Origin of the sequence: Mycobacterium parmense, from assembly GCF_010730575.1 — a bacterium.
Lineage (GTDB): Bacteria > Actinomycetota > Actinomycetes > Mycobacteriales > Mycobacteriaceae > Mycobacterium > Mycobacterium parmense.
On record NZ_AP022614.1, the window covers coordinates 1480132 to 1500384 of the forward strand.

General features: G+C 70.1%; 19 protein-coding genes and 1 riboswitch. Of the genes, 7 read left to right on the forward strand and 12 right to left on the reverse strand.

The window, feature by feature from the left end; genetic code table 11:
* Window positions 1-23: 23 nt before the first annotated feature.
* From G6N48_RS06805 to modA, 6 genes are all read right to left on the reverse strand, one after another.
* Complete coding sequence (locus G6N48_RS06805; protein ID WP_163670803.1) at window positions 24-1175, reverse strand: alanine and proline-rich secreted protein Apa; 1152 nt, start codon at window positions 1173-1175, stop codon at window positions 24-26.
* An 87-nt stretch (window positions 1176-1262) separates the two neighbouring features.
* The gene (locus tag G6N48_RS06810; protein WP_085267506.1) at window positions 1263-2384 is read right to left on the reverse strand and encodes a sulfate/molybdate ABC transporter ATP-binding protein; all 1122 of its coding nucleotides are present in this window, start codon (window positions 2382-2384) and stop codon (window positions 1263-1265) included.
* A 50-nt stretch (window positions 2385-2434) separates the two neighbouring features.
* Complete coding sequence (locus tag G6N48_RS06815; RefSeq protein WP_161494164.1) at window positions 2435-2611, reverse strand: hypothetical protein; 177 nt, start codon at window positions 2609-2611, stop codon at window positions 2435-2437.
* Between the two features lie 11 nt (window positions 2612-2622).
* Window positions 2623-4077 (reverse strand): NAD(P)/FAD-dependent oxidoreductase, encoded by a 1455-nt coding sequence (locus G6N48_RS06820; protein ID WP_085267505.1) that lies wholly within the window; start codon window positions 4075-4077, stop codon window positions 2623-2625.
* Between the two features lie 170 nt (window positions 4078-4247).
* Complete coding sequence (locus G6N48_RS06825) at window positions 4248-5090, reverse strand: ABC transporter permease (protein ID WP_232066559.1); 843 nt, start codon at window positions 5088-5090, stop codon at window positions 4248-4250.
* A gap of 10 nt (window positions 5091-5100) precedes the next feature.
* Window positions 5101-5886, reverse strand: coding sequence for a molybdate ABC transporter substrate-binding protein (gene modA, locus G6N48_RS06830; RefSeq protein WP_085267503.1), 786 nt, complete (start codon window positions 5884-5886; stop codon window positions 5101-5103).
* Window positions 5887-6070: 184 nt separating this feature from the next.
* On the opposite strand from modA, the gene G6N48_RS06835 reads away from it, so the two are divergent.
* The 3 genes from G6N48_RS06835 to G6N48_RS06845 all read left to right on the forward strand — a co-directional run bounded on the left by G6N48_RS06835 (window position 6071) and on the right by G6N48_RS06845 (window position 9332).
* Window positions 6071-6748 (forward strand): SDR family oxidoreductase, encoded by a 678-nt coding sequence (locus G6N48_RS06835; RefSeq protein WP_085267502.1) that lies wholly within the window; start codon window positions 6071-6073, stop codon window positions 6746-6748.
* A gap of 58 nt (window positions 6749-6806) precedes the next feature.
* Window positions 6807-7724, forward strand: a complete 918-nt coding sequence (locus tag G6N48_RS06840) for an LLM class F420-dependent oxidoreductase (RefSeq protein WP_085267501.1) — start codon at window positions 6807-6809, stop codon at window positions 7722-7724.
* A gap of 219 nt (window positions 7725-7943) precedes the next feature.
* Window positions 7944-9332: an NAD(P)/FAD-dependent oxidoreductase gene (locus G6N48_RS06845; RefSeq protein WP_085267500.1), complete on the forward strand. Its 1389-nt coding sequence runs from the start codon at window positions 7944-7946 to the stop codon at window positions 9330-9332.
* Here G6N48_RS06845 and G6N48_RS06850 read toward each other — a convergent pair.
* Both G6N48_RS06850 and ureG read right to left on the reverse strand, forming a co-directional pair.
* Window positions 9329-9979 (reverse strand): urease accessory protein UreD, encoded by a 651-nt coding sequence (locus tag G6N48_RS06850; RefSeq protein ID WP_085267499.1) that lies wholly within the window; start codon window positions 9977-9979, stop codon window positions 9329-9331. The genes G6N48_RS06845 and G6N48_RS06850 overlap by 4 nt on opposite strands.
* Window positions 9979-10644 (reverse strand): urease accessory protein UreG, encoded by a 666-nt coding sequence (gene ureG, locus G6N48_RS06855; protein ID WP_085267498.1) that lies wholly within the window; start codon window positions 10642-10644, stop codon window positions 9979-9981. Before ureG ends, G6N48_RS06850 begins: the two co-directional genes overlap by 1 nt.
* A gap of 113 nt (window positions 10645-10757) precedes the next feature.
* Window positions 10758-10820: riboswitch (guanidine-III (ykkC-III) riboswitch) on the forward strand.
* Window positions 10821-10934: 114 nt separating this feature from the next.
* Here ureG and G6N48_RS06860 point away from each other — a divergent pair.
* The 4 genes from G6N48_RS06860 to G6N48_RS06875 all read left to right on the forward strand — a co-directional run bounded on the left by G6N48_RS06860 (window position 10935) and on the right by G6N48_RS06875 (window position 17250).
* Window positions 10935-12098 (forward strand): agmatinase family protein, encoded by a 1164-nt coding sequence (locus G6N48_RS06860; protein WP_085267497.1) that lies wholly within the window; start codon window positions 10935-10937, stop codon window positions 12096-12098.
* A gap of 693 nt (window positions 12099-12791) precedes the next feature.
* Entirely contained in the window at window positions 12792-14144 is a 1353-nt protein-coding gene (locus G6N48_RS28610) for a PPE family protein (RefSeq protein WP_085267496.1), read from the forward strand.
* Window positions 14144-15589: a PPE family protein gene (locus tag G6N48_RS06870; protein WP_085267514.1), complete on the forward strand. Its 1446-nt coding sequence runs from the start codon at window positions 14144-14146 to the stop codon at window positions 15587-15589. The genes G6N48_RS28610 and G6N48_RS06870 overlap by 1 nt, the downstream gene beginning before the upstream one ends.
* A gap of 86 nt (window positions 15590-15675) precedes the next feature.
* Complete coding sequence (locus tag G6N48_RS06875; protein ID WP_232066561.1) at window positions 15676-17250, forward strand: APC family permease; 1575 nt, start codon at window positions 15676-15678, stop codon at window positions 17248-17250.
* 12 nt (window positions 17251-17262) lie between these two features.
* Here G6N48_RS06875 and G6N48_RS06880 read toward each other — a convergent pair whose 3' ends face one another.
* From G6N48_RS06880 to G6N48_RS06895, 4 genes are read right to left on the reverse strand one after another with little or no spacing between them, the layout of a single operon-like run.
* Complete coding sequence (locus G6N48_RS06880; RefSeq protein WP_085267495.1) at window positions 17263-17898, reverse strand: urease accessory protein UreF; 636 nt, start codon at window positions 17896-17898, stop codon at window positions 17263-17265.
* A 6-nt stretch (window positions 17899-17904) separates the two neighbouring features.
* Window positions 17905-19626, reverse strand: coding sequence for an urease subunit alpha (locus G6N48_RS06885; protein ID WP_085267494.1), 1722 nt, complete (start codon window positions 19624-19626; stop codon window positions 17905-17907).
* Entirely contained in the window at window positions 19626-19937 is a 312-nt protein-coding gene (locus G6N48_RS06890; protein WP_085267493.1) for an urease subunit beta, read from the reverse strand. The genes G6N48_RS06885 and G6N48_RS06890 overlap by 1 nt, the downstream gene beginning before the upstream one ends.
* A complete protein-coding gene (locus G6N48_RS06895) occupies window positions 19934-20236 on the reverse strand; it encodes an urease subunit gamma (RefSeq protein ID WP_085267512.1) in 303 nt (100 codons plus the stop codon). Before G6N48_RS06895 ends, G6N48_RS06890 begins: the two co-directional genes overlap by 4 nt.
* Between the last annotated feature and the right edge of the window lie 17 nt (window positions 20237-20253).

Genomic DNA, 20253 nt, shown 5'->3' on the forward strand with positions numbered 1-20253 from the left:
CCGCGACGGCTTCACGGCGACGGTCAGGCGGACAGCGTCTGCTGCGGCGCCGGCGAGGGGCTGGGGCTCTCCTGGCTCGCGGGTGCCTGCCCCGGGGCGGGCGCGGGAGCCGGTGCGGGCACCGGTGCAGGGGCCGGAGCCGGAGCTGGGGCCGGGGCAGGCGCCGGAGCCGCCGGGCCGGGTGGCACCGGCGCGGGGGCTCCCGGGGCGGGCGGTCCGGATGGGGCTTCGGGTGGCGGCGCGACGCCGGGTTGGATGGATTCGGCCAGCGCCTTGGCCGCGACCTTGTCGACGGGGTCGTTCGAGGTCCCCAGCCACACCACGAACCAGCGCTGCGAAGGCGCGCCGTTGGCCGCGGGCGCGCCGACGACGCCGGTCCAGATCTGCCCGTTGGGCTTGCTCGTGTCGGAGAATTTGACCTCGTAGAACGACGCGCTGCCGGTGATCCCGTTGGCGCCGGTCAGCGGCGTGGCCTCCTGGTTGATCCGGGTGCCGGGGTAGGGCATGAAGAACTCACCCATGTCCGACCCCAGCCGCACCGCGGCCTTGGCGTTGTCGGGTTCGGCGCTGGCGTAGAGCTTCTGGTCCAGCCTGCCCAGCACGATGCGGGTGTCGTTGGCGACCGCCGGGGGCTGCCCGGACATCGGCGGCGGCCCGGTGACCTTGCTCAGCAGCGCCGAGCCGTAGTCGAGATGGGAGGCGTCCGATTCCACCCAACCGGCGGGCAGGACATAGCTGAAGCCGCCGACGGGGTTGCTCACCCGACCGGCGTTGGGGTCGACCGGCGGGGGCGGCGGGTTGACGCCGGGCGGCGGCGGTGGCGCGTTGGGGTCGGCGGGCGGTGGCGGTGGCGCATTGGGGTCGACGGCCGGTGGCGGCGCCGCGTTGGGCGCTCCCGGCGGTGGTGGCGCCGCGTTGGGGTCGACGGCCGGTGGCGACGCCGCATTGGGCGCGCCCGGCGCCGCGTTGGGCGCTCCAGGCGCCGGCTGGCCGTCCGGGGCGGGGGCGCCCGGGGGCGCCGGCGCGGGGGCCGCCGTGGTGGTCGGTGGCACCGGGTCGGCGCTCGCCGTCGCCGGCAACGCGATGCTGACGGCCGTTGCGCTGGTCACCGTGGCCATCGCCAACGTCGCCCACCAGGCTTTGCGACGCGCCGAGTTCCATTCCACCTGATCCATGGCGACGAACCTACCGTGTTACTGCCGTGTTGCAAGGAGCCGTGCGGGCGGTTTCGCCGCCGTTGCCGAGATGCAACCTGGCGTCGCTCAAGGCAATTCATCGGGGGGGTGCCGTCGCGACGCCGGATAGAGCGCCACCTCGCGGGCTTTGACGGCGAACCACACGCGCTCCCCGGGCGTCATCCTCAGCTCGGCGGCTGCGTCGACCGTGATCTCGGCGGTCAGCCCCGGGGCGCCGTCGGGTTGCTGGGCGCCGCGCACCAGGACGGCCGACCCCCGGACGTCGAGTTCGGCGACGGTGACCTCGACGGTGTTGCGCGGGCTACCGTGCGGTTGGTCCCGGAAGACGGCCACCGCGGTCGGCGGGAACACCGCGATCGCCTCGTCGCCGTCGGCGAGCGACGTTTCCGGCTCCGGGTTCGCGTGCCAGGTGCCCGAGCCGGCGCGCAGCGCGCCGCCGGGCATCACGACGCCGTTAACCAGGTTGATGCCGGCGATGCGGGCCCCGAAATTGCTGCGGGGCGCCGTGAGTACCTCGGGCGCCGGGCCGATCTCGGAAATCCTGCCCGACTCCAGCACCAGCACCCGGTCGGCCAGCGTGAAGACGTCGAGCAGGTCGTGGGTGATCAGGACGACGGCGCAGCCGGTTCTCGTCACGACGCCGCGAAGTACCGCCCGGACCGACGCCGCGGCGGCCACGTCGAGCCCGGTGAGCGGCTCGTCGAGCAACAGCACGTCGGGCTCCGCCGCCAGCGCGCGGGCGATCGCCACCCGTTGTGCCTGCCCGCCGGACAGTTGCCGCGGTCGGCGACCGGCCAGGTGCTCGGCATCGACCTCGCGCAACCAGCGCAGCGCCGTCGCCTGCCGGGCGGCGCGGGCCGAGCGCAGCATGCCGCGCCGGCTGTTCGGCCCGAAGGCCACGTTGGCAGCGACGGTCATGTGCGGGAACAGCAGCGGGTCCTGCATCAGCAGCCCCACTCGCCGTCGGTGCGTCGCCACGTCGATCCCGGCCGAAGTGTCGGTCAACACCCGGTCCCCCAGCCGCACGATGCCCTCGTCGGGGCTGACGAGCCCGGCGATCACGTGCAGGGCCGTCGACTTGCCGGCCCCATTGGGGCCGAGCACGGCGAGCACCTCGCCGGCGGACACCGAGAACTCGACGTCCAGGTGGCGTTCGGCCACGACGGCGCGCAGCTGCAGCTCGCTCACGGCTGGGCCTACCTCGTCTCGGTTGGGGACGACGGGCGGCCCGTCCGGGGTCAGCCGTGTCCGCTGTGGATGATCCGCATCATTTTCAGATTGATGCTGACAAAGCGCCAGGATTGGAACACGAGGTTCTGCCGCAACCGCAACGTCCCCCGGGTGGGCAGCGGGGCGTCGGCGATGCGTTCGGCGGTCCGGGCGTCCACCGCCGAGTAGATGCTTTCGTCCTCCATGCACGCGCCTTTCACTCGGGGATCAGCCACCAGAACGGCTTGGCCTTGGCCTTGTAGATGAACATGTGGTGCAGCATCACCTTGATCCAGTGTCCGGCCAGACCGAGCTCGCCGGACGTGCCGTCGATATCCCGGCCGGTCTGCGGGTATTTCGCCGGGTCGGGCACCACCGGGTACATCGTCATCGCGGCGGCCGAGCCCTTGCGAAGGCCGGTGCCGGCCGACGCGACGCAAGCGGCGCCCATGGTCGCCATCGAGGCGCGGTGCGCGGCGGCCGCGGGATCTTTGATGCGGTCGCGGATGGTTTGGGCGACGGTCTTGGCCATGACGCCCGACGGCATGCCGGTGCGCGGCGGGCTGGGGGTGATGACCGTCCCGGTGGGGCTTTTGCGCGGCTTGGATATCGGGTGCGGGGGCGCGAACGCGATGCCCGGGGCGAAGATGTTCGGGTACGCCGGCGATTCGTAGGTGTGCGGCCAGTCCCCGGCGGCCCACTCGTCGTAGGGCTTGCCGGAGTAGTCGGCATCGACCTTGAGGAACCCCGAAGGCGCGAACAGCCTGGACGTGATGTCGGCACCCGCGTTGTCGTAGGCGGCGAGGCTGGCTCCTTTGAACGGTGGCAGCAGCATCGCGAAATCGAAGTCCAGGGAGTGCTCGCGGCCGTCGAGCTGCTCGTAGCGCAGCTTGCCCTCCATGACCTCGTGCACCGCGGCCTGCGTGATGGCCCGTACGCCGCGCTCGCGGAACAGCGACTCGGTCCACAGCCGGCTGGACTGCACGAAGCCCTTGTCGACGAAGCTCATGCCGTTGACACCGAAATCGCCGAGCTCGTATTCGTTGGTGAGATAGACGATTTCGGCGAAGTCGCGCAGACCGGCCGCGCGCAGCGTGTGCTCGACGTTGAAGGTGTACTCGAACGCCGCGCCCTCGCAGGTGCAGGTGCCGTGCCCGACGCCGATGACGATCCGCTGCTTCTCGCCGGCTCTCATCTTGGCCATGACCCGGCGCAGTGCCTCGGCCGCCGCCGTGGCGTGCTCGGCCGTGCACACCGAGTAGGAGTGTCCGTCGGGACCGAGGCCGGGCGTCGCGGCGAAGTTCAGTTGCGGACCCGTCGCGTTGATCAGGTAGTGGTAGCCGATCGAACCGGTCTGACCGCGGCGCTGCCCGTCGGTGTAGGTGAAGTCGACGGTCGGCGCAGCCTCGCGACCGGTCCCCTCGGGGCGGATTGCGGTGGCGAACGCCTGGTGGAAGACGATGCCCTTGCGGTCATAGATCGGCTTGAGCGGGATGAGTACCCGATCCGCTTCCATGCCGCCGACGCCGACCCAGATGTTCGACGGGATCCAGTTCCAGTCGGCGTTCGGGGAGATCACGACGACCTCGTGCTTGCGGGATAACCATCGGCGCAGGTGCAGCGCGGCGGTGTGTCCCGCGATGCCGGCGCCGAGGATGACGACGCGTGCCATAGACGCTCCTCGGTTGGGACAGGCCGCACAGTGCGGCTCGACCGTTCCAAGTTACCCCTGGGGGTATCGATGGGAAAGGTGGCTCAGCTCATGTTCATGGAGTTGACAGGATGCGGTAAGAGCATGAGGTCACCCCGCGGCGGCGCGTTCGGCCGGTGTGAGGCCCGCAGCTACCCGGCCTGCGGCCCGGTCAGCGACCGGGCACCCACCCCCAACACCACCACCGCCGCCACCGCAACCAGCAAGATCGACAGCGCCACAGCGGCATTCGTGTCATCAACCTGCCGCAGATAGATCTCCAGCGGGAGCGTACGGGTCACTCCCTGGCGCGAACCGGCGAACGTCAGCGTCGCGCCGAACTCACCGAGCGAGCGGGCGAAGGCCAGGACTGCGCCCGAGACCATGCCCGGCAGCAGCAACGGCAGCGTCACCCGCCACCAGACGGTGCCGGGCCGGGCCCCGAGAGTGGCCGCGACCATCTCGAAGTCGGATCCGGCGGTCCGGGCGGCGCCCTCAAGGGCGATGACCAGGAAGGGCAGCGAGACGAAGGTCTGCGCCAGCACCACGGCGGTCGTGCTGAACGCGACGCTGATGCCGGCGGCCTCGAGGTAATGCCCGATCAGCCCGAGCCGGCCGAACGCGTAGAGCAGGGCGATGCCACCCACCACCGGCGGCAGCGCCAAGGGCAACAGGATCAGCGGGCGCAGCCAGCGGACCAGCCGGACCGTGCCGCGCGCCAGCACCAGCGCCATCGGCACTCCCAGCAGCACGCACAGCGCCGTGCTGGCGGCGGCGGTCTTCAGGCTCAGCAGCAGCGCGGTCCTCGACGAGGAAGCGGTGATCAGCGACCAGAAGTGCGGCCAGTCGACCTTCACGGCGATGGCCAGCAGCGGCAGCACCACGAAGACCGTCCCCGCGGCGGCGGGGACGTACACCCACCGGGGCAGCTGGGTCGGGCGCTGGGTCGGGCGCTGAAGAAGGCGCTGAAGAGGGCGCTGAAGAGGGCGTGGCACAGGGCGGCGCTCAGGGCTGCGCGAAGCCGAACCGGACGAGGATCTGCCGGCCGGCATCGGAGGTCACCAGATCCACGAATTTCTGCGCCGGCTCCGGTCGCGGCGCCTTCTTGAGCACCGCGATGGGATAGACGTTCACCGCGGTGGACGCCTGGGGGAAGCTCACGGTGGAGACCTTGCCCGCCGCGCTCATCGCATCGGTGCGGTAGACCAGCGCGGCGTCCGCCTGCCCGCTGGTGACCTTGTTCAGGACGTCGGTGACGCTGGGCTCCTCGCTGACCGGGTTGAGGTGCACGCCCGTGCTGTCTTCGATGCGGTGGGTGGCGGCCCCGCACGGCACCGGCTGCTGGCAGACGACGACGCTGAGGCCCGGTTTGGCCAGGTCCGCGAATGCTCCGACGTGTCGCGGGTTCCCGGGCGCGGTGACGATCACCAGCGTGTTGGAAGCGAAGTTCGCCGGATTGCCCGCCAGCAGGCCGGCGTTGGCGACCGTGGCCATCTGCGCGGTGTCCGCCGACGCGAACACGTCGGCGGTCGCGCCCTGCGTCAGCTGGGTGGCCAGCGCGGAAGATCCGGCGAATTCGAACTCCACGCCGCTGCCCGGGTTGTCGGTCTTGAACCGCCCCCCGATCTCTGTGAAGGCGGACTTCAGCGAGGCGGCGGCGAAGACGACGATCGACCCGGTTGATTGCGGCGTCCCTCCCGGAGACGACGACGGCGACCCGCCGTGGCAAGCCACCAGCCCGGCGGCCAGGACCGTGGTCACCGCGGCAGCCAGCACCCCGGTCGCGCGCATGGATGCACCCTAACCGGGCGACGATGCGCAAGCGTTACGCAACTGGTGCGCGCGTCGCGGCGCGGGAGATTTCCCCGCCTAGCTACTGTCCAGTAACATCGACGCGGAGATCCTTCGCACCTGCCCGGCGGTGCCACCGCCGCAACGGCCAGGGACGGGGTTCAGCGTTGAACACGAGGAGGTCATGGCAGTGGAGGTGCTGGTCACCGGCGGAGACACGGAGCTGGGGCGCACGGTAGCCGAGGGCTTCCGCGACGACGGTCACAAGGTGACACTCGTCGGCGCTCGCCAGAGCGATCTCGAAATCGCCGCGAAGGAACTCGACGCCGACGCGATCGTGTGCGACACGACCGACCCCGCCAGCCTCAACGAGGCGCGGTCGCTGTTCCCCCATCACCTCGACACCATCGTGAACGTGCCCGCACCGTCACGGGAGGCCGGCGACCCGCGCGCCTACTCGGTGGCCGACACCGCCGAGGCGTGGCGCAATGCCCTCGACGCGACGGTGCTGTCGCTGGTGCTGACGGTTCAGGCCGCCGGTGATCATCTGCGCTCCGGCGGCTCGATCATCAGCGTGGTGACGGAGAACCCGCCCGCTGGCAGCATCGACGCCGCCATCAAGGCGGCCCTGTCGAACTGGGTCGCGGGGCAGGCCGCCATTTTCGGCACCCGGGGCATCACGGTCAACGCCTTGGCAAGCGGGCGCAGCGCCCAGGAGTCCTACGACGGGCTCTCCCGCACTCCGCCGCCGGCCGCCGCGGAGATCGCCCGCCTGGCGCGGTTCCTGACCACCCCGGCCGCGCGCCACATCACCGGCCAGACGATGCACGTCAGCCACGGCGCGCTTGCACGTTTCGCTTAAAGCGATAACGGCCCTGCGGCCGGTTCCTCAGACCCGGCGCGCTCGCTACGGTGATCGGGTGGCTATTCGACTCGGTCTGCAGATCCCCAACTTCTCCTACGGCACCGGCGTGGAACAACTGTTTCCCACGGTCATCGCCCAGGCCCGCGAAGCCGAATCCGCCGGATTCGATTCGGTTTTCGTGATGGACCACCTCTACCAGCTGCCCATGCTGGGCTCCCCCGACCAGCCGATGCTGGAGGCCTACACGGCTCTGGGCGCGTTGGCCACCGCGACGGAACGGGTGCAGCTGGGCACGCTGGTCACCGGCAACACCTACCGCAACCCTGCCCTGCTGGCCAAGATCATCACCACGCTGGACGTGGTGAGCCAGGGCCGCGCCATCCTCGGCATCGGCACCGGCTGGTTCGAGCTGGAGCACGACCAGCTGGGCTTCGAGTTCGGCACGTTCACCGACCGGTTCAACCGGCTCGACGAGGCGCTGGAGATCATCCTGCCGATGATCGCCGGCGAGCGCGCGACATTCCAGGGTAAGTGGTATCAGGCCAATGAGGCCTTCGCGAATCCCCGTTTCCGCGAACACATTCCGCTGATGATCGGGGGCAGCGGCGAGAAGAAGACGATCCCCCTGGCCGCCCGGCACTTCGACCACCTCAACGTGATCGCCGGCTTCGACGAGCTGTCCGGGAAGGTGGCCGCCGTGCGGCGCAGCTGCGAGGCGATCGGCCGCGATCCGGCGACTCTGGAAACCAGCACGCTGATCACGGCGCTGGTCGACGAAAACGCCACCGCCGAACAGATTCCCGCCGAGATGGCGCAGCGCATGGTCGTCGGCAGCGCGGATTCGGTTGCCGACCAGATCAAGACGAAGGTCATCGACGCTGGCATCGACAGCGTGATCATCAACATCCCGTTCTACACACCGGGTGTCATCACCGCGGCCGGCGAGGCGTTGCGCCCGATCGTGGGTCTGTAAACCGGATTTCGGGGATTCGGCGCCGGACGAGACCAGCATCACGTCCGGTGACCAGCGCCGATGCGTCGGTGTGTTTGATTACACAGGCTTACGAGTTGGTCTGCGGGGTACCCGAGTGACTAGCGTGGTAACTGAGTTCGCTTGTCACACCGCTCGTGCACTGAGCTCGCCAGAGCTCGTCGGAGCCTGTGAAGACCCCCGTGAGGAGCAGCGGAAGCCATGACCCCCCAGCCGGAAACCGCCGCTGGACCCGAACGTCGGCACCGAGTCGTCATCATCGGGTCGGGATTCGGTGGGCTCAACGCCGCGAAGAAACTCAAGCACGCCGACGTCGACATCAAGTTGATCGCGCGCACCACCCACCACCTGTTCCAGCCGCTGCTCTACCAAGTGGCCACCGGCATCATCTCCGAGGGCGAGATCGCCCCGCCGACCCGCGTCGTCCTCCGCAAGCAGCGCAACGTGCAGGTGCTGCTCGGAAATGTCACCCACATCGACCTCGCCCACCGTTCGGTGGTGTCCGAACTGCTCGGCCACACCTACGAGACGCCCTACGACACGCTGATCGTCGCCGCGGGCGCGGGCCAGTCGTACTTCGGCAACGATCATTTCGCCGAGTTCGCACCGGGCATGAAGTCGATCGACGACGCGCTGGAGTTGCGTGGCCGGATCCTGAGCGCGTTCGAACAGGCCGAGCGCTCGAGGGATCCCGAACGGCGCAGGAAGTTGCTGACCTTCACCGTGGTCGGCGCCGGGCCGACCGGGGTGGAAATGGCCGGGCAGATCGCGGAATTGGCCGAATACACCCTGAAGGGCGCCTACCGGCACATCGACTCCACCAAGGCTCGCGTCATCCTGCTCGACGCCGCGCCGGCGGTGTTGCCGCCGTTCGGTGAGAAGCTGGGCGAACGGGCGGCCGCCCGGCTGAAGAAGCTGGGCGTGGAGATTCAACTCGACGCGATGGTCACCGACGTCGACCGCAACGGCATCACGGTCAAGGATCCCGACGGCACCGTCCGGCGCATCGAGTCGGCGTGCAAGGTGTGGTCCGCCGGGGTTTCGGCCAGCCGGCTCGGCCGCGACCTCGCCGAGCAGTCGGCGGCCGAGCTGGACCGGTCCGGGCGCGTCAAGGTGCTGCCCGACCTGTCCATTCCCGGTCACCCGAACGTGTTCGTCATCGGGGACATGGCCGCCGTCGAGGGCGTGCCCGGAGTGGCGCAGGGCGCCATCCAGGGCGCGAAGTACGTCGCCAACGCCATCAAAGCCGAACTCGGCGGCGCGAATCCGGCGGAGCGCGAACCCTTCCAGTACTTCGACAAGGGCTCCATGGCCACGGTCTCCCGCTTCTCGGCGGTGGCCAAGATCGGCCCGCTGGAGTTCAGCGGGTTCATCGCCTGGCTGATGTGGCTGGTGCTGCATCTGGTGTATCTGGTCGGGTTCAAGACGAAGATCACCACGTTGCTCTCGTGGACGGTCACCTTCCTGAGCACCCGGCGCGGCCAGCTGACCATCACCGAGCAGCAGGCTTTCGCCCGTACCCGGCTCGAACAGCTGGCCGAATTGGCGGCCGAGGCCGAGAATTCGTCGACCACCCGTGCGGCGAGTTAATCCCCCAGCCGGTCCCCCTGCCAGGTGGCCAGCGTCCCGCCGCCGGCCAGCGTCAGCACGGTCGAGCCCGCGACGAGTGTCGATGACGCGAATGCGCCCGGCGGGCAGCGAAATTCGCTGACCGCCGCGCGCGGCGCCGCGATGCGGTCGTCGGCGAGCGATCCGGCCCCCACCTCCACCCGATGCCGCAGCACCGGCTGCCCGTCCCGGTCCACGCGCAGCGACCCCGACCAAAACCCCTGCCGCTCATCGCATCTGCCGATCTGCACCCGCTCCCGGAACCGCACGCGGGCGTCGTCGCGCAGGATCAGCGTCGCGTCGGACAGGTGCCGGGCGTCGGCGGCAACCACGGTGGGCTCGAGGTCGACGTCCAGGGTGCCGGCGACCTCGAGCTGCCAGCGGGCGTGCGATGTCGGGGTTCCGGCCCCCGGCAGGGCCACCGTGGCGGCCGCGCTCCGCAGCCTCAGCGTGGCGTTCGCGGCCACGACGACCCGGATGTCGATGCTGTCACCGCCCAGCGGGGTGGCGGCCGCCGACACCAGGTGCACGGTGTCGGGCGCGGTGCACCGGGCCGCGACACCGCCGCCGCAGCACTCGATCCTCGGCAGCCTGTTCGAGGACGCGACGACGAGGACGCGCGAATGCATCACACGCGCGCGGCCTCGCGCAGTTGCGTGCGGACCCAGGCCACCGCCTCGGTGGCGGCCGGATCTTCGGTCAGCGACTGCAACACGGTCGGGCGCCCGTCGCGCACCGCGGCGGCGTCGCGGGCCATCACCTGCAGGTCGGCGCCCACCAGAGGGGCCAGGTCGGTCTTGTTGACCACCAGCAGATCCGAGAAGGTCACCCCGGGCCCGCCCTTGCGGGGCACCTTGTCGCCACCCGCGACGTCGACCACGAAGATCTGCACGTCCACCAGGCCGGACGAGAAGGTCGCCGTCAGGTTGTCGCCGCCGGATTCGACCAGGATCAGGTCGAGGTGGTCGTGGGCGGCGATCAGGTCCTCGATCGCGTCGAGGTTCGCGGTGATGTCGTCGCGGATGGCGGTGTGCGGGCAGCCGCCGGTCTGCACGGCCGCGATCCGGTCGTCGGGAAGGACGGCGTGTCTGCGCAGGAAGTCCGCGTCCTCGGTGGTGTAGATGTCGTTGGTCAGCACCGCCAGCGACAATTCGTCGCGCAACTGCCGGCACAGCGCGGCCACCAGCGCTGTCTTGCCGGAGCCGACGGGGCCGCCCACGCCGATACGCAGCGGCTCGCCGGGCTGCCTGACGCGCCTCGGGCGATCGTGATGTGTGTGCGAATGCGCTGGCATAGAAGGCCTTTCGGTACATCAGTAAGGGCCGCTCGCGCCGCTGAAAGGTTCGGGCGCGGCGCGCGACGGCGCGCGAACTTGCAGTCGAGGACCAAGCAGGTACCTTATATGGTGGCGCGCCACGGTGGCCGCCCGGACGAGTTCGCCGTACCCGGACAGCGACAAGACGGCGAGTGTGGGATGCCGGCGCGCCGATTCCAAAGACTTCAGGCCTGTGGATCTTTCTGCTTTGATTCCGGTCGCCGGGGCATCCTCCGCCGTGTGTTGGCACTCGACGAGAGGAAACATTGATGTTCAATCCGTTCGCTGGACAGGCCGATATCCCGAATCGCGAGGGCAGCTGGGCCCAGCAGGTCGAGGCCGAGTTGTCCGACCGCCGTCACCGCGAGGAGATCGACCGGTGCATCTCCCACGGGCTGGAAGCCGCCCCTACGATCAATGACCGCACGTTGTCGACCTTTTCCCGCGGCGAGCTCCCCCACTTCGCCGGCGAGCGCGGGACGTTCCTGAAGGCGCCGTTCCTCGAGGACGTCCACGAGGTCTCCGACGCCGAGGTGGCCGTCTTCGGTGCGCCGCTGGACGCGGGCACCACCTATCGCCCGGGCACCCGGTTCGGGCCGATGGGCATCCGCCGCTCGACCAACCTCTTCGGCACCTACTGCTACGAGCTCGGTGTCGACCTGCGCGAACAGCTCAACATCGTCGACATCGGCGACGTGGTGACCATTCCCGCCAACATCGAGAAGTCCTTCGACCAGATCAGCCAGGCCATGGCGCACGTGGTGTCGCAGGGCGTCTTCCCGGTGGTGCTCGGTGGCGACCACTCGATCGGGTTCCCGACCGTGCGGGGCCTGGCCCCCTACCTGGACGGCAATGTGGGCATCATCCACTTCGATCGTCACGTCGACACTCAGGAAACCGACCTGGACGAGCGGATGCACACCACGCCGTGGTTTCACGCCACCAACATCAAGAACGCGCCGGCCACCAATCTGGTGCAGATCGGCATCGGTGGGTGGCAGGCGCCGCGAGCGGGCGTGCAGGTGGGCCGGCAGCGCGGCAGCACCGTCATCACGGTCGGTGACGTCGAGCGGGTGGGGATCGAGAAGGTCGCCGAGATCGCGCTCGAGACGGCGTGGAAGGACGCCAAGGCGGTGTACCTGTCCTTCGACATCGACGTGATCGACGCCGGATTCGTGCCCGGCACCGGATGGCCCGAGCCCGGCGGCCTGCTGCCGCGCGAAGCGCTCAACCTCATCCGGATGATCTCCGAGCCGGGGCTCAACGGCATCGAGGTGGTCGAGTGCTCACCCCCGTACGACTGGGCGGAGCAGACCGCGCTGATGAGCAGTCGGGTCATCCTTGACAGCCTGGCCGTGATGGTGCGCGCCGGAAAGCTCGGGAAGAAACCCGCCGCGCTGAAGCGGCATGCCTGGGGTCCATACGCCGACTAGCGGCTTGGCCGGCGGCGATGGGCGTCACCTCCCGGCCTGAGTCGAGCGTCCGGTGGGGCCGCGCGTGGTGGATCGGCACCACCATGCGCTCCCCGCCGGCCTGCTCCCGGATTAGACGTTGCTGACATGTCATATGGCAAACGGTCGCGGGCAAGGGGCGGGAACCCGATCCACAACGAGAACTCACGCCTCGACGGCGCAGGAAATGGCTCGGTCTCGGGCTTCGGAGCCGGCATCACCCGTGCGCCCCCGAGACGATGCGCTAACTCCCTTGTTCGCTAATCCTGTTGTCTAAGTGCAATTATGGCGCGTGACCAGGTTCTGCGGCCGACGGCATTCGGCCTGTGCGGATTTACGGGCGGACCGCCGCACGAGCCCGGTCGTCATCCACGCTGTAACGTCGCCCGGTAGCCCGCTCCGACGCGGCCGGTCAACTTTCAGCTAATTCCCAGCAGTTCGCCAGGACTAGTACAGCCGGGTTTGGAAAAATACAACGTACGTGCGGGAATATAAGCGTCGGTGCGTAAATATGCACATCCGTCCAGGCTCACGGACATGTGCGGCGAGCCGGCTGCCGTCAGCCGCAGCGCTCGCAGCGCAACCGGCTGGCCGGCATCCGGGACATGCCGGCGGCTGAGTTGTGCCTGATGGCGCCCGGTCCGCTCCGGGGCGGCTCAATACGGGGGTATAGAGGTGGACTTTGCGGCACTACCGCCGGAGATCAACTCCGGGCGGATGTACGCGGGCCCGGGGTCGGGCCCGCTGGTGGCGGCCGCGGCGGCCTGGGATGGGCTGGCCGCGGAGCTGAACATCGCGGCGCGGTCGTACGAGTCGGCGGTGTCCGAGCTCACCGGCGGCCCGTGGGCGGGCCCCTCGTCGGCCACGATGGCCGCCGCCGTCACCCCGTACATCGCGTGGATGAGCGCGACGGCCGCGCAGGCCGAACAGACGGCCGGCCAACTCAACTCGGCGATCGCGGCGTACGAGGCCGCCTTCGGGGCGACCGTGCCGCCACCGGTGATCGAGGTGAACCGGGCCCTGCTGGCGGCGCTGGTGGCCACCAACATCCTGGGACAGAACACCCCGGCGATCATGACCACCGAGGCGCAGTACGCCGAGATGTGGGCCCAGGACGCCGCCGCGATGTACGGCTACGCCGCCGCTTCGGCCCTGGCTACCAAGCTCACCGCGTTCGTCCCGGCGCCCCAGACCACCAACCAGGGCGGCACGGCCGCCCAAGCCGCCGCGGTCAGCCAGACCGCGGCCACGCCGGCCGCGCAGACCGGTGTGACCCAGGCGATGAGCCTGGTGCCCGGCGCGCTGCAGAACATCGGGGCCGGCGGATCGTTCGATCCGATTTCGTTCGTGGAAGACGTGCTCGGCACCACCACCGGCCAGGCACTCAACACCTTCACCACGGATTCGGGCAACTGGGCGCTGGTCATCAGTGGTCCGTTGTTCACGGCTTCGGGCATCACGCCGCTGTTGGGTGGCCTGTACGGGCTCGCCGTGCCCTCGGCCGCGGCCGTGGCCGGCGACGTGGCGCCCGACGCGGGACTCGGCGCGTTGGCGAGTTCGGTCGGTTCGGGTGCGGGCGCCGCCCCCGTCGCGGCGAGCGTGGGTGGGGCGGCGACGGTCGGCAAGCTGTCGGTGCCGCAGTCGTGGGCCGGCGCGCCGGGGATCCGGCTCGTCGACAGCGCGTCGCCGCTGGCGGCCGCCGGCCCGGGCGCTGCGCCGCAAGCCGGCGAGCCCGGCTTCTTCGGCGGTATCCCGCCCGTCGGAAGCCTGGTCAACGCGCCTCGCGGCGAACAGGTTCGGGCGCGGTCGGAGACGGGCCAGAAGGTCATCCCGACGATGCCCGGCGAACAAGCCGCCGAGGACACGTCGGCCGGCCGAAGCGCGCCGCCGCAACCGGCTCGCCGGCACGTGGCCAGCGCGCTGAGCGAGCAGGAACGCGAGGAGCTCGAGCAGCTGCGCAGGTCCATCGCCGAGGCGGCGATGGAGCGCGACGCGGCGGCTCGCCTGATCAAGGAGGCCATGCTGTGATCGACTTTGCGGCGTTGCCGCCGGAGGTCAACTCCGCGCGCATGTACGCGGGCCCGGGAGCCGCATCGCTGACCGCGGCGGCGGCCTCCTGGGAGGCCCTGGCCGCGGAGTTGAGTTCGACCGCGAGCTCGTATCGGGCCGTGGTGTCGGGTCTCACGGGCGGCCCCTGGGAGGGGCCGTCGTCGGCGGCGATGGCCGCGGCGGTCAGTCCCTATCTGTCGTGGATGAACGCGACCGCCACGCAGGCGGCGCAGACCGCCGGTCAGCTCGGGGCGGCGGCCGCCGCCTACGAGGCGGCGTTCGCGGCCACGGTGCCGCCGCTGCAGATCGAGGTGAACCGGGCGATGCTGGCGGCGCTGGTGGCCACCAACACGCTGGGGCAGAACACCGCGGCGATCGCGACCACCGAGGCGCAGTACGCGGAAATGTGGGCGCAGGACGCCGCGGCGATGTACGGCTATGCCGGGGCATCGGCGGCCGCGACCAGGCTGACGGCGTTCTCTTCGCCGCCGCCGACCACCAGCCAGTCGGGCACGACGACTCAGGGCACGGCCGCCGCCACCACCAGCGGACAGAGCACGCAGTCGGCCCTCGCGAGCGTGCCCAACGTCCTGCAGAGCCTCTCGTCGGGACCCGCTGCCGCCGCGCCCACCGGAAACCCGATCATCGACTACCTGAACGGGCCGAACCCGATCCTGGGTGTGCTGAACAGCTATCCGTTCGCGACGTTCCACACGCTCAGTGCCGGCACGGTGGGCTACCAGATCCTCTCCGAAGGTCTCAACTTCGACGCTTCCGGATCGTTGCTCACCCTCGCGCCCCCCGTGGCGGCGGGCTGGAATCCGTTGGTGAACGCGCTTTCCGCGCCGGCGCCCGCGGCCGGAGCGGCCGGGGCGGCGGGCGTGGGTGGCCTCGACGCCGGCGTCGGGTCGTCCCTGGTGAGTTCGGCCTCGGGGGCCTCGGCGGGCCTCGGCAACGCCGGGGTGTCCGCGGGGCTGGGCGAGTCGACCATGGTGGGCAACCTGTCGGTGCCGTCGTCATGGGGTACTTCCCCGGCCGTCCGGCTGGCCGCGTCCGCATCGCCACTGCCGGGTTCCGGGCCGGCCGGCGTGCCGCAGGCCGGCGCGTCCGCACCGGGCTTCTACGGCGGCATGCCCCCGATGGGTCCGGTGGCCAGCGTCGTGAACGCCCCCCGCGGCGACCAGGGCCGCTTGCGGGCCGGGGGCCGCAACAAGGTGATTCCGGCGCTGGGCGGGGACTCGGGTGTCAACGACGACCCCGCGGCCCGCTGGGCACAGCCGGCGGCCAGCGCCGCCGACGAAGGCGCGCTCAGCGAGCGGGAGGAGTTGGCCCAGCTGCGCAAGGCGATGGCCGACGTGACCCGGCAGCGCGACGTGCTCAAGCGCACCGCGGCGACCTTGATCCGGGAGGGGACCAACAAGTAGCGACTCGGCGATCGCACACCTGTACGGCAAGTCGGCCAGCGGACACCCTGCCGCTCCACCCGGTCGGAGAAGATGAGGAGAACATTTTGGACACCAACGTGAAATCCGATGCCTCGCAACCGGATACCCGGACGCAAGCGGCGGATGCCGCCTCCGGCGATCCGCACGACGATGACCTGGCGCAGCTTCAGGCGCTGGGCTTCAAGTCGGACTTCAAGCGGGACATGAGCCCGTGGGCGAACTTCTCGCTCGGCTTCACCTACCTCTCGCCGGTGGTCGGCATCTACACGCTGTTCGCATTCGCGCTGGCTGCCGCAGGCCCGCCGATGATCTGGACCCTGCTGATCGCCGGTGCCGGCCAGATGCTGGTCGCGCTCGTCTTCAGCGAGGTGGTCGCGCAGTTCCCCGTCGCCGGTGGTGTCTACCCCTGGGCTCGCCGGTTGTGGGGACGCAAGTGGGCGTGGATGACCGGGTGGGTCTACATCTTCACGCTGCTGGCGCTCCTCGCGGACGCGGCCTACGGCGCCGGCCCGTACGTGGCCGACGTGTTGGGCTTCAAATCCTCGGCGCATGCCACGGTGCTGTGCGCGCTGATCATGCTGGCCCTGGCCACCGGCATCAACTTGACCGGCACCAAGATGCTGGGCTACTTCGCCATCTTCGGTTTCAGCGCCGAACTGATCGGTGCCGTGGTGGTCGGCGTCTGGCTGTTGTGCACGCAGCGCCACCACGGGCTCGGGGTGCTGTTCCACAGCTTCGGCGCCCAGGGACAGCACAGCTTCACCTACGCTTTCCTGGCCGCCAGCCTGATCGCCCTGTACCAGTTCTTCGGTTTCGAGGCGTGCGGCGACGTCGCCGAAGAGGTCCGTAACCCCGGCCGGGCGATCCCGAAGGCGATGCGCCGCACCATCTACATCGGCGGCTCCGCAGCCACGTTCGTCTGCCTGAGCCTGATCTTGTCGGTCGGCAACTACCACGCGGTGATCAGCGGCAAGGACAGCGACCCCATCGACACCATCCTCAAGACGTCGTTCGGCGGCGTCGGCGCCAAGCTGGTGCTCTGCGTCGTGCTGATCTCCTTCGTGTCGTGCGCGCTGAGCCTGCAGGCCGCCGCCAGCCGGCTCGTCTATTCCTACGGACGCGACGACATGATCGTCGGCTCCAAGCTGTTGGCGAAGTTCGACCACAAGCGCCACGTGCCGCCCTACGCGCTGCTGATCGCGGTCATCATCCCCGGCGCGCTGATCGTCGGCTCGCTGATCTCCAGCGACGCCCTGTCGAAACTCGTCAGCTTCGGCTCTGTCGGCGTCTACATCGCATTCCAGATGGTCGTGCTCGCCGCCCTGCGTGCCCGCCTCAAGGGCTGGAAACCGGCCGGCAAGTACCGGCTGGGGCGGTGGGGCATGCTCGTCAACATCGGGGCCCTGGGCTACGGCGTGGCGGCGATCGTCAACCTCTGCTGGCCGCGGGACACCCACAAGCCCTGGTACGACGACTACATCATCCTGATTCTGTCGGCGGCCGTCATCGGTTCGGGTCTGCTGTACCTCGCGTTCACGCGGGCCCACGCCAAGAGCGACGCACCGCACGCGGACGCGATTCCGCAGCGGCAGGAGTCCGCGACCCCGGCGCCCGAGACGACGCTGCCCGCAAGCCAATAGCGGGCCGGGGCGTCAGGAAACGAAGAGCGGCCGTTCCCGGCCGGCGTGGCGCTGCGCGAGCGTGTCGAGCAGCGGGTCGGACAGGTCGGCCAGGCCGGCGGCGGCCTCGGCGGCGGTGCGCTCGCAGAGCGCCGCAAGCTCGAACGTGCACGCCGCCACGTCGGCCGGGTCCAGCGCGAGCAATCGCTGGGCGGCCGTCGCCGAGCCGGTCATCGTGGTGTAGACGATCGCCAGCGCGCTCTGCCCGGGGCTGATCCCGCTGACGGCCCCGACCCGCCCCGCCGCGACGGCGAGGTGCGGGTGGGGTCCGGCGTCGTCCCAGCCGCCGGTCGGCCAGACGCGCCGGGCCAGGCGCGCCAGTCCGCGGCCCTGACTGCGCGACGCCTGCCGGGCGGCCGGCGCCGGCGTCCGCGCGTCGGTCTCCCGGTCGGCATCTGCGAGGCTGAGTTCGCCGCGGTGGACCGCCGCCGCGATGGACGCGGTGACCAGCCCGTGACTGCGAATCCGACGGCACAGGAACGCATTCAACGTCTCCAGATCGGTCACCAGGCCGCTGGTGACGGCCTCTTCCGCGCCGCCGGAGTGCACGTGCGCCCCGGCCGGCAGGCGGGAGTCGGCCAGGGTGAGCAGGGTAGCCAGCGCGGACATGAGCCGTCAGAACAGGAAATACCGTTGTGCCATCGGCAGTTCGGCGGCCGGTTGTTCTGGCCAGATTTCGCCGTCGATGCGGACGGTGAAGGTGTCGGGGTCGACCTGGATGTCAGGCGTGGCGTCGTTGAGAGGCAGGTCGGCTTTGCCGACCGCGCGGACATCGGCGACGGGGGCCAAACGCCGTGTCACGGCCAGTGTTTCGGCCAGGCCGGCCTCGATGGCCGCCGGGGCGACGAAGTGCAGCGAGGTGGCCGCCGTGGTGGGCGGGGCGGCGCCGAACATGGGGCGCGGCAGGACCGGCTGGGGGGTGGGGATGGAGGCGTTGGCGTCGCCCATGGCCGCCCAGGCGATCATGCCGCCCTTGAGCACGGCGTGCGGGCGGACCCCGAAGAACGCCGGTTCCCACAGCACCAGGTCGGCGAGCTTGCCGACCTCGACCGAACCGATTTCGTGGTCGAGGCCGTGCGCAATGGCCGGGCAGATGGTGTATTTCGCCACATAGCGGCGCGCGCGGTGGTTGTCGGCCGACCCGTCGCCGGGCAGGGCGCCGCGGCGGCGTTTCATCACGTGCGCGGTCTGCCAGGTGCGCAGCACGACCTCCCCGACGCGGCCCATGGCCTGGGAGTCACTGCCGATCATCGAGATCGCGCCCAAGTCGTGCAGCAGGTCCTCGGCGGCGATGGTCGAGGGCCGGATCCGGCTTTCGGCGAATGCGAGGTCTTCTGGCACGTGCGGGTGGAGGTGGTGGCAGACCATCAGCATGTCCAGGTGCTCGTCGAGGGTGTTGACGGTGTGCGGGCGGGTCGGATTGGTGGAGCTGGGCAGCACGTTGGGGTGGGCGGCCACGGTGATGATGTCCGGAGCGTGACCGCCGCCGGCGCCCTCGGTGTGGTAGGTGTGGATCGAGCGGCCGGCGATGGCGGCCAGGGTGTCTTCGACAAAACCCGTCTCGTTGAGGGTGTCGGTGTGCAGCGCCACCTGCACCCCGGCGGCGTCGGCGACGCTCAGGCAGGCGTCGATGGCCGCGGGCGTGGACCCCCAGTCCTCGTGGAGCTTGAAACCCGATGCGCCGCCGCGCAATTGCTCCCACAGCCCCTCGGCATTGACGGTGTTGCCCTTGCCCAGCAGCGCGAAGTTCATCGGCCAGCCGTCGAGCGCCTCGAGCATGCGCGCCAGGTGCCAGGAGCCGGGTGTCACCGTGGTGGCCTTGCTGCCCTCGGCGGGCCCGGTGCCGCCCCCGATGATGGTGGTGATGCCGCTGCCCAGCGCCTCGGGCATGAGCTGTGGGCAGATCAGATGCACATGGCAGTCGATGCCGCCCGCGGTCACGATGCGGCCGTTGCCGCCGATGACTTCGGTGGACGGCCCGACGACCAGGTCCCGGTGCACACCCGTCATGGTGTCGGGGTTGCCGGCCTTGCCGATCCCGACGATGCGCCCGTCCCGAATGCCGATGTCGGCCTTGATTATTCCCCAGTGGTCGATGATCACCGCGCCGGTGATCACCGTGTCGGGTGCGCCCTCGGCCCGTGACGCCCGGCCCTGGCCCATCGACTCGCGCAGCACCTTGCCGCCGCCGAACACCGCCTCGTCGCCGGCCAGGCCCGGTCCCCCGCTGCGGTCCTCGGTGATCTCCACCAGCAGATCGGTGTCGGCCAACCTGATCCGGTCTCCGGTGGTGGGACCGAACAGCTGGGCATAACGCTCCCGCGACAACCCGGCCATCAGGCGTCGAGCCGCCCGGGCGGGTTCAAACTCAACCCGTGCACCTCCCGGCGCCCACCCAGGGGCACCAGCGAGACCGTCTGGGCCACACCGGGTTCGAAACGCACCGCGGTGGCCGCCGGCACGTCCAGGCGCAAACCGTGGGCGGCGTCGCGATCGAAGGACAAAGCGGAGTTGGCCTGCGGCAGGTGTACGTGGCTGCCCACCTGGACCGGGCGATCGCCGGTGTTGACCACGCGCATCTGCAACCGCGGTGCGCCGGCGTTGATCTCGATATCGCCGCTGCCGTAAAGGATTTCGCCGGGAATCATGCGATCGGGTGATGCACGGTGACCAACTTCGTGCCATCGGGAAAGGTCGCTTCGACCTGCACGTCGTCCAACATCTCCGGCACCCCCTCCATCACATCGTCGCGGCCGAGCACCGCACACCCGCTTGCCATCAGCTCGGCGACCGTGCGACCGTCCCGCGCGCCCTCGAGAATGTGGTCGGTGATGATCGCCACCGCCTCCGGATGATTGAGCCGCAGACCCCGGGCGCGACGACGACGGGCCAACTCGGCGGCGTATGACAACAGCAATCGCTCTTGCTCGTGCGGCGTCAGCAGCATGTTCTGTGATCCTGCCA